The organism is Skermanella stibiiresistens SB22 (assembly GCF_000576635.1).
GTDB lineage: Bacteria > Pseudomonadota > Alphaproteobacteria > Azospirillales > Azospirillaceae > Skermanella > Skermanella stibiiresistens.
Genome location: NZ_AVFL01000007.1, coordinates 190,348 through 203,066, shown reverse-complemented (window position 1 = coordinate 203,066; position 12,719 = coordinate 190,348). Strand labels below are relative to the sequence as shown.

13 protein-coding genes are annotated in these 12,719 nt (G+C 68.7%); 4 read left to right on the top strand and 9 right to left on the bottom strand.

The window, feature by feature from the left end; genetic code table 11:
• Positions 1-4 precede the first annotated feature (4 nt).
• Positions 5-595 carry a TetR/AcrR family transcriptional regulator gene (locus N825_RS11920; protein ID WP_037451462.1) on the bottom strand — a complete coding sequence of 197 codons (591 nt, stop codon included), beginning with the start codon at positions 593-595 and terminating at the stop codon, positions 5-7.
• Between the two features lie 73 nt (positions 596-668).
• On the opposite strand from N825_RS11920, the gene bdcA reads away from it, so the two are divergent.
• On the top strand, positions 669-1,382 hold the full coding sequence (gene bdcA / locus N825_RS11915) for an SDR family oxidoreductase (RefSeq protein ID WP_037451460.1): 714 nt from the start codon (positions 669-671) through the stop codon (positions 1,380-1,382).
• Between the two features lie 42 nt (positions 1,383-1,424).
• On the opposite strand, the gene N825_RS11910 is transcribed toward bdcA, so the two are convergent.
• Positions 1,425-2,948 carry a YifB family Mg chelatase-like AAA ATPase gene (locus N825_RS11910; protein ID WP_037451457.1) on the bottom strand — a complete coding sequence of 508 codons (1,524 nt, stop codon included), beginning with the start codon at positions 2,946-2,948 and terminating at the stop codon, positions 1,425-1,427.
• Between the two features lie 292 nt (positions 2,949-3,240).
• Between N825_RS11910 and N825_RS39750 the strand changes: the two genes are divergently transcribed.
• Together N825_RS39750 and N825_RS11900 are read left to right on the top strand one after the other, a co-directional pair.
• Complete coding sequence (locus N825_RS39750) at positions 3,241-4,542, top strand: hypothetical protein (protein WP_063833753.1); 1,302 nt, start codon at positions 3,241-3,243, stop codon at positions 4,540-4,542.
• A 23-nt stretch (positions 4,543-4,565) separates the two neighbouring features.
• Complete coding sequence (locus N825_RS11900; RefSeq protein WP_037451453.1) at positions 4,566-5,312, top strand: creatininase family protein; 747 nt, start codon at positions 4,566-4,568, stop codon at positions 5,310-5,312.
• Between the two features lie 33 nt (positions 5,313-5,345).
• Here the strand turns inward: N825_RS11900 and gshB are convergent, their stop codons facing one another.
• The 4 genes from gshB to rsmI form a co-directional block, all read right to left on the bottom strand.
• Positions 5,346-6,311, bottom strand: coding sequence for a glutathione synthase (gshB, locus tag N825_RS11895; RefSeq protein ID WP_037451450.1), 966 nt, complete (start codon positions 6,309-6,311; stop codon positions 5,346-5,348).
• Positions 6,312-6,369: 58 nt separating this feature from the next.
• Entirely contained in the window at positions 6,370-7,203 is an 834-nt protein-coding gene (locus N825_RS11890) for a SirB1 family protein (protein ID WP_037451447.1), read from the bottom strand.
• A 155-nt stretch (positions 7,204-7,358) separates the two neighbouring features.
• Positions 7,359-7,748 carry a YraN family protein gene (locus N825_RS11885; protein WP_245613086.1) on the bottom strand — a complete coding sequence of 130 codons (390 nt, stop codon included), beginning with the start codon at positions 7,746-7,748 and terminating at the stop codon, positions 7,359-7,361.
• Positions 7,741-8,661 (bottom strand): 16S rRNA (cytidine(1402)-2'-O)-methyltransferase, encoded by a 921-nt coding sequence (gene rsmI, locus N825_RS11880; protein ID WP_084164662.1) that lies wholly within the window; start codon positions 8,659-8,661, stop codon positions 7,741-7,743. Before rsmI ends, N825_RS11885 begins: the two co-directional genes overlap by 8 nt.
• Before the next feature lie 107 nt (positions 8,662-8,768).
• Between rsmI and N825_RS11875 the strand changes: the two genes are divergently transcribed.
• The gene (locus tag N825_RS11875; protein WP_051512118.1) at positions 8,769-9,968 is read left to right on the top strand and encodes a penicillin-binding protein activator; all 1,200 of its coding nucleotides are present in this window, start codon (positions 8,769-8,771) and stop codon (positions 9,966-9,968) included.
• A 17-nt stretch (positions 9,969-9,985) separates the two neighbouring features.
• Here N825_RS11875 and hemW read toward each other — a convergent pair whose 3' ends face one another.
• Genes hemW through rph form a run of 3 tightly spaced genes read right to left on the bottom strand, consistent with a single transcriptional unit; the run spans position 9,986 to position 12,516 of the window.
• On the bottom strand, positions 9,986-11,161 hold the full coding sequence (gene hemW, locus N825_RS11870; RefSeq protein WP_037451446.1) for a radical SAM family heme chaperone HemW: 1,176 nt from the start codon (positions 11,159-11,161) through the stop codon (positions 9,986-9,988).
• Positions 11,158-11,751, bottom strand: a complete 594-nt coding sequence (gene rdgB / locus N825_RS11865) for an RdgB/HAM1 family non-canonical purine NTP pyrophosphatase (protein ID WP_037451444.1) — start codon at positions 11,749-11,751, stop codon at positions 11,158-11,160. Before rdgB ends, hemW begins: the two co-directional genes overlap by 4 nt.
• A gap of 48 nt (positions 11,752-11,799) precedes the next feature.
• Positions 11,800-12,516 carry a ribonuclease PH gene (gene rph, locus N825_RS11860; RefSeq protein WP_037451441.1) on the bottom strand — a complete coding sequence of 239 codons (717 nt, stop codon included), beginning with the start codon at positions 12,514-12,516 and terminating at the stop codon, positions 11,800-11,802.
• Between the last annotated feature and the right edge of the window lie 203 nt (positions 12,517-12,719).

Sequence of the window (12,719 nt, the reverse complement as noted above, 5' to 3'; positions counted from 1 at the left end):
GCCGTCAGTCGGGGAGGGCCCGCGCGAGGGCCAGCCCGGCGAGGCGCGCGGTGGCGAGCAATTGGTCCACGCGGTATCCGTCGCGGGCCTTGGCGGAGAGCCCGGACAAGGTGGTGCTGACGAAGTCGGTTACACGCTCGGCGTCCTCCGGATGGCGGGCCGCGATGTAGTGGCGGATGACGCCTTCGGCGGCGACGTTCAAGGCGCGTGACGCCTCGCGCGCCTCCCGGTCGTCGCTGCGGCATCCTTCCACCACGAGGCAGCCGGCGGCGTGTTCGGCGGCGTAGCGGCGGGCGGCGTCGGTCAATACCGCCGCGAGGCACTCCGCCACGGGGCGGTCGGGCCGCAAGAGGTCGTCGAGCGGAATGGCGCTGGTGCCGGTGTAGCGGTCGAGAACGCGGGCATAGAGGCCGGCCTTGCTGCCGAACGCGGCATAGAAGCTGGGCGGGTTGATGCCGAACGCCTCGGTCAGGTCCGCGACGCTGACCGCATCGTAGCCGCGGGCATGGAAGAGGCGCTGGGCGATGGCGACCGCCTCGTCGGGATCGAAGCGGCGGGGCCGTCCGCGGGGGCGGGGTCGTTCTGTAGGGTTCATTACAAAATACCTTGACGGGCGGAATCGCGAGGTTTATGTAGCAACTCCTACGTTAATTCTCAAGGAGGGCCCGATGGCCGCGTTTCAAGGGAAGTCCGTTCTGGTGCTCGGCGGCAGCCGGGGGATCGGGGCCGCGATCGTGCGGCGCTTCGCGGCGGAGGGCGCGGCGGTCACCTTCACCTATGCCGGGTCGCGTGACGCGGCGGCGCGGCTGGCGTCCGAGACCGGCTCCACCGCGGTCCAGACCGACAGCGCCGACCGGGATGCGGTGATCGCGCGGGTGCGTGACAGCGGACCCTTGGACGTGCTGGTGGTGAATTCCGGATTCGCCGTGTTCGGCGACGCGCTGGAGCAGGACCCGGACGAGATCGACCGGCTGTTCCGTGTCAACATCCACGCTCCCTATCACGCATCGGTCGAGGCGGCCCGGCGGATGCCGGAAGGCGGCAGGATCATCGTGATCGGATCGGTCAACGGCGATCGGATGCCCGTTCCGGGCATGGCATCCTACGCGTTGAGCAAATCCGCCTTGCAGGGACTGGCGCGGGGGCTGGCGCGGGATTTCGGGCCACGGGGCATCACGATCAACATCGTGCAGCCGGGACCGATCGATACCGACGCCAATCCGGAGGACGGGCCGATGCGGGACCTGATGCACAGCTTCATGGCGATCAAGCGCCATGGCCGGCCCGAGGAGGTCGCGGGGATGGTGGCATGGCTGGCGGGGCCCGAAGCGGGCTTCGTGACCGGAGCGATGCACACGATCGACGGCGCCTTCGGCGCCTAACTGGATGAGGCCCGGGGCGCCGTCGTCCCGGGCACTCCCGCGTCACTTTCCCGGAACCACGCGCCGGTAACTCAGCGCCTCGGCGATGTGCTGGCGGCGAACGCCGGTGCTGTGCGCCATGTCGGCCAGCGTGCGGGCGACGCGGAGGACGCGGTGATAGCCCCGCGCGGACAGGCGCATGCGCTCGGCGGCCTCGGTCAGCAGGGCGCGGCCGGACTGGTCGGGGGCGGCGATCCGCTCCAGCAGTTCGCCATCGACCTCGGCGTTGGTACGGGGACCCTTGGTCCTGGAGCCGGGAACCCGCAGGCGGTCGGACTGGACCTCGCGCGCCGCCGCGACCCGGACCGCCACCTCGGCGCTGCCCTCGGCGGGGGGCGGCAGGCTGAGGTCGGCGGCGCTCACGGGCGGCACGTCGACGTGGAGGTCGATGCGGTCGAACAGGGGGCCGCTGATCTTGCTCTGATACTGCGTCGCGCATTTGGGCGCTTGCGAGCAGGCGCGCGACGCGTCGCCCAGGTAGCCGCAGCGGCACGGGTTCATCGCCGCGATCAGCTGGAACCGAGCCGGATAGGTGATGTGGTGGTTGGCCCGGGCGATCGTGACCTTGCCCCCTTCGAGCGGCTGGCGCAGCGCCTCCAGCACTTGGCGGGGGAACTCCGGCAACTCGTCGAGGAACAGCACGCCATTGTGCGCCAGACTGATCTCACCCGGTTTGGCGCGGGAGCCGCCGCCAACCAACGCCGGAAGGCTGGTTCCCTGATGGGGCTCCCTAAACTGGCGGTTGCGCAGGAGCCTGCCGCCCTGGAGATAGCCCGCGACGCTGTGGATCATCGAGACCTCCAGCGTCTCCTCCGCGTCGAGCGGCGGCAGGATGCCCGGCAGGCAGGACGCCAGCATCGACTTGCCCGAGCCGGGCGGCCCAACCATCAGGAGATTGTGCCCACCGCAGGCCGCCACCTCAAGCGCCCGCTTGGCGGTCTCCTGGCCCTTGACGTCGCGCAGGTCGCGCATGCTGGTGGATATCTCCTCCATGTGCGGCTTGGGCGGCACCAGGATCTGGGTCCCTTTGAAGTGGTTGATCAGCGCCAGCAGGGTGGGGGGAGCCAGCACCTCGATCCCGCTGGCCCAGGCCGCCTCGCTGCCGCAAGCGGCGGGACAGATCAGGCCGCGCTCGTGGGCGGCGGCGCCGATCGCGGCGGGCAGCACGCCGGCGACGGCGGTCAGGCTGCCGTCCAGCGCCAGTTCACCCAGCGCGGTGTAGCCGGCGATCTCCTCGGCTGGCAGGATGCCCATCGCGACCAGCAGGCCCAGCGCGATCGGCAGGTCATAGTGGCTGCCCTCCTTCTGGACGTCGGCCGGCGCCATGTTGACGGTGATGCGCTTGGGCGGCAGCGACAATCCGAGAGCCTGGAAAGCGCCCCGGACCCGCTCCCGGCTCTCTCCGACCGCCTTGTCGGGCAGGCCGACCACGGTGAAGGCGACGACCCCACCGGACACCTGGACCTGCACATCGATGTCCAGGACGTCGATGCCCTGGAACGCCACCGTATTCACCCGCGCAACCAATGTGACGCTCCTCGCCTGCCGATACACGCGATTGTATGGGCAAAGGCATGGAACCGCCAGCGCATCGAAGACTCTTTGATCGCCATTGATCAAGTCGGATTGTCGCGGAAGCAACCAAGGGCAACATAACGGACGGTGGCTTCCGCTCTCCCTGGGGAAGGTCGTAAATCGAATTTGTCGGATTTCCCAGCCAAGGGCCGGCATGGTAAGACGCGGCACGGCTGGACCGGGCGTCCCCGAGGGGCGGCGGAGCGGCGGGATTGGTTAAATCGTGGGATGGGGCGGACTGGCGATGCGGAATTTGACTTCTGAAGGGCAGGCGAAGGTCGCCGAGATTGCCCAGCGCCATGGCGTCGGCACGGACGGAGTGCTGACCATGTTGGACGCGCTGGTGCGCGGCGGCGGCACCATGGCCCAGTTCAGCCATCCCGACTTCGGCGGATCGGGCCAGTGGATGATGGGCGGCATGACCATGGTCAGCGACCTGTTCAACAACGCGCTGAAGGCGCGGGTGGATAACATCTGCTTCGAACTGTCCACCCTGCTGTCCAACGACCAGGGCTGGCTGTGGGAGCCGATGCCGATTCAGTCTCCCGGCCAAACCTTCAATCAAGCCTCCTCCAGCGTGTCCGGATCTTTCGGCGGTTGGAACAGCGGCTCATGGTGGCCGTCGGACCTGGGCCAGCCCAACTCAAGCGGGGGCCAGAACAACATCCGCTACGCCTATTTCGGTCACGCCAACCGGCTCGCGGTCGATGTCGGCGGCATCGTCACCGTGTACGACACCGGCGACCACAGGATCTCCGGCGTGTCGCAGCAGCAGGGCGACGGCTGGACCCTGACATTCTCCAGCCAGTACGGCACGGTACCGGTCGGCAACCTTCGCGTCGTCAGCGGTGATGGCGGGATGGCTGCTGACGCCCCAAGCTTCCAGGCCGCTCCCGATCCGATGCCGGAACCGCCCCGGCGGACGAGCGGAGGCGCGGCGTCGCTCGACCAGGTTTTCCTGGCTGGCCGCACCCTCGTCTTCGGCCCGGCCAATGCCGCTCCTCTCGGCACCATCACGCTGGCGCCGGATGGCGGCATCGCCGGCGACACGGTCGCAAGGGCGCGGTTCTGGTCGGTCGAGAACGGCACCCTCAGCTTCTACGACGCCGAGGGCCGGACCTCGTTCCGCTTCTCCTCCATCGAGAACGGCGGCGACGGCGCCGTGATCACCGGAGCCGACGCGGCCAATCCCAACGCTGGCCATGTGCTGCGGGACCCCGCCGTCCGAAGCGGGGAGACGGCCCCCGCCGCGACCCCGCCCGGCGCCTTGCCGATCCCGGTCGATCCCACCGTCGGGGAGTGGGCGCTCGACGCCGGGAACGGCCAGACGCTGGCGACGCTCCGCCTGTCAGCCGACGGCTCGATCTCCGGTGGCAGGCCGACCGAGACGCGCTGGCGGGTCGATGGCGACAGCATCGTGCTGCTGCACGGCAGTGGACGCCCGACCGCCCGCTTCGACACGTTCCAGTTCCGAGCCGGGCGCTGGTCGCTGACGGGATCCCCCCTGAGCGATCCGGGAGCGGCCTTGACGCTCCGGCAAACCTGATCCGACAACAACCTGGATACACCATGCGTTTGCAACTGAGCACCTGGCCCGAGGTCGAGAACTACCTGAAGACATCGCGCGGCATCATCATGCCGATCGGTTCGACCGAGCAGCACGGACCGAACGGCCTGATCGGCACCGACGCGCTCTGCGCCGAGGAGATCGCCTGGGGTGTCGGCGCCGCCACCGGCGCCCTGGTCGGGCCGACGATCGGGGTGGGCATGGCCGTCCACCACATGGAGTTCCCCGGCACGGTCACGCTGCGGCCCTCGACCTTGGTGCTGGTGATCCGCGACTACGTTACGGCGCTGGCGGACCATGGGTTCGAGCGGTTCCTGTTCGTCAACGGCCATGGCGGCAACATCGCGACCGTCCGCGCCGCCTTCAACGAGATCTACGCCGAGTTGCGGGCGGAACGGGGAGCCGAGGCGCCCAACCTGCGCTGCCGGGTGATCAGCTGGTGGGAGAGCGAGAGCGTCCACGCGCTGAGCCGGGAGCTGTTCGGCGTCGCCGAGGGCAGCCACGCGACTCCCAGCGAGGTCTCGGTCGTCCAGTACACCCATCCGAACCACATCAAGGAAGCGCCGCTCGACCCGCCGATAGCGCCCAGCGGACCGTTCTACGACGCCCGCGACTATCGCCGGCGCTTTCCCGATGGCCGGATCGGTTCCAACCCCGGCCTGGCGCGGCCGGAGCATGGCAAGCGGCTATATGACGCGGCGGTCGCGTCGCTGGCCGAGAAGTACCAGAAGTTCGTCCACGAGGAATGACGCGGCCGCCTTGCCGTGGATGCGTGGCCGGTCTCAGACCGGCTTGCCGCCATGGCGCGCGTGGTGGCGGGTCTCGATCGCGTCCCACAGGGTCACTTCGAGCTGGACGCCGTCCAGTTTGTTGATCTCCTGGATGCCGGTCGGAGAGGTGACGTTGATCTCCGTCAGGTAGTCGCCGATCACGTCGATGCCGACGAAGACCAGCCCCTTCTCCCGCAGCGTCTCGCCAATCGCCAGGCAGATGTCGCGCTCGCGGGTGGTCAGCGTCGTCTTCTGGGCGCCGCCTCCGGCGTGGAAGTTGGCGCGCGCCTCGCCGGTCACGGGAATGCGGCTGACCGCCCCGCCTGGCTCACCATCGATCAGGATGATGCGCTTGTCGCCCTGGCGGATCTCCGGCAAGTACTTCTGCACAATCACCGGCTCCCGGTAGAGCTGGGTGAACATCTCCAGCAGCGATCCCAGGTTCTCGTCATCCGGCTTCAGGTGGAAGACGCCGGCCCCGCCATTGCCGAACAGCGGCTTGACGATGATGTCCTTGAACTCGTCCCGGAAGGCCAGGATCTCGGCCTTGTCGCTGGTGATCACCGTCGGCGGCATCAGGTCGGGAAAGTGGGTGACGAACAGCTTCTCCGGCGCGTTCCGGACATGGATCGGATCGTTGATGATCAGCGTGTCGTTCTGGATGTGCTCCAGCAGATGCGTCGCGGTGATGTAGGCCATGTCGAATGGCGGATCCTGGCGCATCAGCACCACGTCCATCGTCGCCAGATCGACGCTCTCCGGCGCTCCGAAGCTGAAGTGGTTGCCGTACTCGCGCCGGACCTCCAGCGGACGTACGCGCGCGTACAGCCGGCCTTGGCGGAAGCTGAGGTGCTGGGGCAGATAGTGGAACAGCGCGTGGCCGCGGCGCTGCGCCTCCAGGGCCATCATGAAGGTGCTGTCGGCATCGATGTTGATGCTTTCGATCGGATCCATCTGGATGGCGACGGCGAGACTCATCGGGGGCTCCGCGGCGGGTCGTTGAGGGTGTTCGAGGGATGGCTGATCAAACGGTTGATCAGTTGAGGCGGGTCTTGAGCTGCTGGATCAGCAAGGCGGTCTGATGGCGCAGCAGGTCGTTGACGCCCAGCGTCATGAACGTCTCCAGGGCGGTCACCGCCGCGCCCAGATTGCCGATATGCGCGTTCAGCAGACCCGATTCACGCCACAGCGTCGCCTCGCCCGGCGCGAACAGCAGCATGCCTTCCAGCACCTCGACCGCCTTGTCGACCCGGTCGGCCTTCAGGAACCGGAGTTTCAGGTTGTTCTGGAGGCGCAGCAGGATGTCGCGGTTGCCGACGGTGGCGTAGTATTCCGGTGTCAGCTCGGCGTCGGCACCGGCGGCGACCTTCAGCAGGTCGCGCAGTTCCATCACGCTGCGGGTCTGGCCTTGGTTGAATGGATCGATGATGATCCGCTCGCCCGCGTATTCCAGCCGGACCAGGAAGTGGCCGGGGAAGTTCAACCCGTTGATGCTCCATCCCTGGGCGCGGGCCGACTGGATGAACAGGATGCCGAGCGCCACGGGCAGACCCTTCTTGCGGTCGATCACGTGGAGCATGTTGGCGTTCTGGATGTCGTCATAGGTGAGGGCGTCGCCCTCGTAGCCATGGCGGGCGACCAGCACGTCCTGCAGGGCGGCCACCCGCGCCTCCAGGCTGTCCTCCTCGGGCGGGTTCAGCTCGGCGACCTCCCGGGCCAGCAGCGACAGATGGTCGCGATAACGCTCCAGCGCCACCTCCGGCCGTTCCAGCGCGGCCAGCGCGAGCGCCGCCTCCGCCAGGTCGATCTCCTCGTCCGGTAGGGTCCCGACGTTCCGCAGAACGTCCTTGGCTTCCAGTCGGCTGATCACGGGTCTAATTCTCACTGCGTCCGGGGTCGGCGGGTGATGCTCATGGTAAAGGCCATCCTAAAGGGCCTGAGCGGACATAGAGCACAAACCATCCGACGCGACAACCCGTTGAGACGGGCCAGTGGGACGGGGCAGGCATGGCTTGACGCTGGCCGTCACTCCCCTTCGCGCCAGGCGTCAGGCAGATGCCGGGGCCAGCGCATGGGAATCACCAGCATCACGTCGAAGCGGATGGTCAGGCCATTCAGGGTGGGATTGCGCGAGACGAAGGTCATGGCGGCCCGCTCCAGCCGGCGGCGCTGGCGTGGCGTCACGGCGGTGTTGGCCGCGTACAGGGTATTCCGCGCCTTGACCTCGACGATCGCGATGGTGTCGCCGCGCCGCGCCACGATGTCGATCTCGCCTTGGCCGCAGCGCCAGCCGCGCGCCAGGATGCGATAGCCCTTCAGGCGGAGCGTCCATCGGCATAGCGCCTCGGACCAGCGGCCCCGGCGCCACGCCGCCAGCCGGGCGGGGCTGGGCGTCCGCGCGGCGCGCTCAGCCACCGTCGTCCTCACCATCCGGAGGCGGCTCGGCGGCTTCTCGGCGGGGCTTGGCGCGTGGCTTCTTGGCGGCCTCGCCGCGGGAAAGCTCCAGCGCCCGGGCGTAGACCTGACGGCGTTGCCAGCCGGTCTGGGCCGCGACCTCCGACGCCGCGTCGCGGACGCTCATGCGCTCCATCGCCTCGGCCAGCGCCTTGTCCACGGCGGCCTCGTCGGCGGCGCCGTCGCCCTCGGCCGGAGGGCCGACCACGATGACGATCTCGCCCTTGGGCGGGCCATGCTCCTCGTAATGGGCCGCCAGCTCGGACAGCCGGCCGCGCCGAACCTCCTCGAACATCTTGGTCAGCTCGCGCGCCACGGCGGCCTCGCGGTCGCCGAGGACGGCGTGGAAATCGGCCAGGGCCGCCGCCAGCCGCTCCTTCGACTCGAAGAACACCAGGGTCGCGCGGACGGTCGCCAGCTCATGCGCGGCGGCGCGCCTCGCCGCCGATTTGGGCGGCAGGAAACCCGCGAACAGGAAGCGGTCCGACGGCAGACCGGACAGCACCAGCGCCGTCACCGGCGCGCAGGCTCCCGGCAGGGTGGTCACCGGCAAGCCCGCCTCGACGCAGTCGCGCACCAGCTTGTACCCCGGATCGGAGATCAGCGGCGTCCCGGCGTCGGAGACCAGCGCTATGGTCTCGCCGGCTCCCAGGCGGTCGAGCAGCACCGGCCGCATCCGCGCCGCGTTGTGTTCGTGGTAGGAGATCATCGGCGTGCCGATGCCGTGCGCCGTCAAGAGCTTGCGGGTGACGCGGGTGTCCTCGCAGGCGATGGCGTCGGCCGCTCGCAACACCGCCAAGGCGCGCAACGTTATGTCAGCGGCATTGCCAATGGGAGTGGCGACCAGATAGAGGCCGGGGGTCGGCTTGGCCATCGGTCTGGAATTCGGTCCGGGGGCGGAGAGCGGGTCCGGTTTACTTGACCCGTCGGCCCCGCTACCTTCCTCGTTCTCGCCCGCCCCTATCGAAGTGGAGTCCGTCGGTGACACGTTTGGCGACTTTTCCAGATATCTTGAAGCCGGTATGGCTGGCGGCCGGCCTGCTGGGCTTGGCCGCCTGTGCGCCCACCGTAAGACCGGAACCACCGCAGGCGCAAGCGGTGCCCGCTCCCATCACCTCCGAACAGCTCCAGCCGGTCTCGCCGGTGGACAGGACGGTCAAGGTGGCGCTGCTGGTGCCGCTGACCGGCAATGCCGCCGAGATCGGCCAGGGCATGCTGGACGCGGCGCAGATGGCGCTGTTCGACCTTGGCGATGACGATTTCCAGTTGGTGCCCCGTGATACCAAAGGCACGCCGGGCGGCGCCAGCGAGGCGGCCCGCGCCGCCCTCGCCGATGGCGCCAAGCTCATCCTGGGCCCGCTGTTCTCGTCCTCGGTCGGTGCCGCGCGGCCCGCCGTGCAGGGAGCGGGCGTCAGCATGATCTCGTTCTCCAACAACCCGACGCAGGCCGCCAACGGCGCCTGGACGATCGGCTTCGCGCCCGACAATCAGGTGCGCCGCGTCGTCTCCTACGCCAAGTCACAGGGCATCAACCGGATCTCGGTGATGGCGCCGCGCGACGGCTATGGCGAGGCGGTCACCTCGGCCTTGACCACGGCGGCATCGGACGCGGGCGCCCGCATCGTCCGGACGGAGCGCTACGATCCGGCGTCGACCGACCTGTCCCCGACGGTTCAATCGCTGGCGTCCGGCGGTCCGGGAAGCACCGACGCGATCATGCTGGCCGATGGCGGACCGAAGCTGCGGTCCGTCGCATCGCTGCTGCCGGCTTTCCAGGTCGATCCGGCGCAGGTCAAGCTGCTGGGCACCGGCCTATGGGACGACCCGACATTGGGCACCGAGCCAGCCTTGGTCGGCGGCTGGTACGCGGCACCCGATCCGGCGGCGCGGCGCGAGTTCGAGCAGCGCTTCGAGGCGACCTATGGCCGGAAGCCGCCCCGACTGGCCACACTCGCCTACGATGCGGCGGCGCTGGCGGCCGTGCTGGCCCGCAATGGCGGCCCAGCGCCGTTCGACACTCTGAACCTGACCAATCCCAACGGGTTCGCCGGCGTCGACGGCATCTTCCGCCTCCGTCCCGACGGTCTGGTCGACCGCGGCTTGGCGGTGATGGAGGTGACTCCCAGCGGCAACCGCGTCATCGATCCCGCCCCGACCAGCTTCCAGACGCTCGGTTACTGAGGCTCGCGGGTCAGGGGTCAGGCGTGGAGGAGTTGGGCCAGCAGCGCGTTGAGCCGCTGCCGGCCCGCCGCCGTGGCGCGGAGCCGGTCATCGGCCAGTTCGACGAAACCGCCGGCGATCATGCGATCCAACCCGGCGGCGTCGAGCGATTGGGCGAAGGGTTGTCCCGATTCCGCCTCCAGCCTGGCGAGCGGGACACCTTCGGCCAAGCGCAACCCCATCATCAGCAGCTCTACGGCGCGCTCGGCGGGCGCCACTGGCTCGGCGGCGTGACCGCCATGGCCGTGGCGGTCGACCCGGTCGAGCCAGATCTCCGGCGCGCGATGCGCCCTCGTCGCGTGCTTGGCGCCGTCCAGCGTCAGCCGGCCGTGGGCGCCGGGACCGATCCCGACATAGTCGCCATAGCGCCAATAGGTCAGGTTGTGGCGCGACTCCTCGCCGGGACGGGCGTGGTTGCTGATCTCGTAGGCCGGCAACCCGGCCCCGGTCAGCAGCGCCTGGGTCGCCTCGAACAGATCGCCCGCCAACTCGTCGTCCGGCAGGACGAAGTCGCCGCGATTGTGGAGCGTGTGGAAGCGGGTGCCTTCCTCGATGGTCAGCTGATAGACCGACAGATGCCCGACCGCGTGGTCCAGCGCCCGCTTCAACTCCGCTTCCCACGCCGCGACCGACTGGTTGGGGCGGGCGTAGATCAGGTCGAACGAGAAGCGGTCGAACTGCCGGGCGGCCAACCCAATCGCGCCAAGCGCCTCCGACGCGCTGTGGGCGCGGCCGAGGAACTTCAGGGACTGGTCGTCCAGCGCCTGGATGCCCAGCGAGACACGGTTGACCCCGGCGGCGCGGAAGCCCTGGAAACGGGTCGCCTCGACCGAGGTCGGGTTGGCTTCCAGCGTGATCTCCAGCCCGGGAGCGGTCTTCCAGCGCTGGGCCACCCGCTCGATCACGGCGGCGACGGTTGCGGGGTTCATCAGCGAGGGCGTGCCGCCGCCGAAGAAGATCGAGGTGACGGTGCGGTCCGCCGTCACATCGGCGTAATGGTCCAGCTCCCGCAGCAGCGCTTCCCGCCAGCGGTCATGGTCGACCGAGTCCCTGACATGGCTGTTGAAGTCGCAGTAAGGGCATTTGGCCAGACAGAATGGCCAGTGGACGTAGATGCCGAAACCAGGGTCGAGGCCAGGGTCAAGTGGGGTCAACCGAAACACCGCTCCACCAGCTGGCGGAAGGCGTCGGCGCGATGGCTCATCCGGTGCTTCTCGTCCGGGTCCATCTCGCCGAAGGTGACGGCGTGGCCGTCCGGCATGAACATCGGGTCATAGCCGAAGCCGTTGGCCCCGCGCGGCGGCCAGACCAGCGTGCCATAGACCCGGCCCTCGACCGATTCACAATGGCCATCCGGCCACGCCAGGGTCAGGGCGCTGACGAAATAGGCCGAGCGGTCGGCATCGCCCAGTTCGGTATGGACGCGCTCCATCGCGAAGGCGAAGTCCTTGTCCGGCCCGGCCCAGCGCGCCGAATAGATGCCGGGCTGGCCGCCGATCGCCGGCACCACCAGACCGCTGTCGTCCGACAGGGCGATCAGGCCGCAGGCGGTGGCGGCGGCCCTGGCCTTCAACTCCGCGTTGGCGATGAAGGTGTCGCCGGTCTCCTCCGGCTCGGGCAGGTCGAGTTCCGCCGCCGAGCGGAACGTCGCCACATAGGGGCCGAGCAGCGCCGCGATCTCGCGGACCTTCCCCTTGTTGTGGCTGGCGACCACCAGCGTGTCGCCATCGAACTTCCTGATCATCGGAACTCCCGGTTCCCGGTTGTGGTGATCGATAACGTGATGGCTCTCTTAGAGACCCAGCGCCGCCTTCTGGATCTGGGTCAGCTCCGCGACGCCCTTCTGGGCCAGTTGCAGCAGTTCCATGAACTGGTCCTGGCTGAACGGCTTGTCCTCGGCGGTGCCCTGGACCTCGACGATGCCGCCGGTGCCGGTCAGCACGAAATTGGTGTCGGCCTGCGCCGTCGAGTCCTCGTCATAATCCAGGTCGAGCACGGCCACGCCCTTGTAGAGCCCGGCCGAGATGCCGGCCACCGAGTCGGTCATCGGAATCGACTTGAGCTTGCCGATCTCCACCAAATGCTTGAACGCGAGGTAGAGGGCGACGTAGCTGCCGGTGATCGCCGCCGTGCGGGTTCCGCCATCGGCCTGGATCACGTCGCAGTCGACCTTGATCTGGGTCTCGCCCATGCCGGACCGGTTGGTCACCGCGCGGAGCGAGCGGCCGATCAGGCGCTGGATCTCCTGGGTGCGGCCGGACTGGCGGCCCTTGGCGGCCTCGCGGTCGGTGCGGCTGCCGGTCGAGCGCGGCAGCATGCCGTATTCCGCCGTGACCCAGCCAAGGCCGGTGTTGCGCAGGAAGGGCGGCACCCGCTCGTCGACGCTGGCGGTGCACAGCACATGGGTGTCGCCGAACTTGGCGAGGCAGGAGCCCTCGGCGTATTTCGAGAAGCCCGGTTCCAGGCTGATCTGACGCAGGGCGTCGGGAAGGCGGCCGGAGGGGCGCATGTGCTGTGTTCCGTCGAAAAGAGTGCGAGTAAGGGAGAATGCGAGGTCAAGCTAGCCGCTCGGCCGGTCACAGTCCAGTCCGGTCCGGTTGGCATTCAAGGCGCCACCGTTGATTCGGGACAGGGGCACGACTACATTGCGGGGTCCGGTCATCACGATCGGCGGTAACCGGCTTGGAGGCCGAACATCGTGCCGTCAGCGTT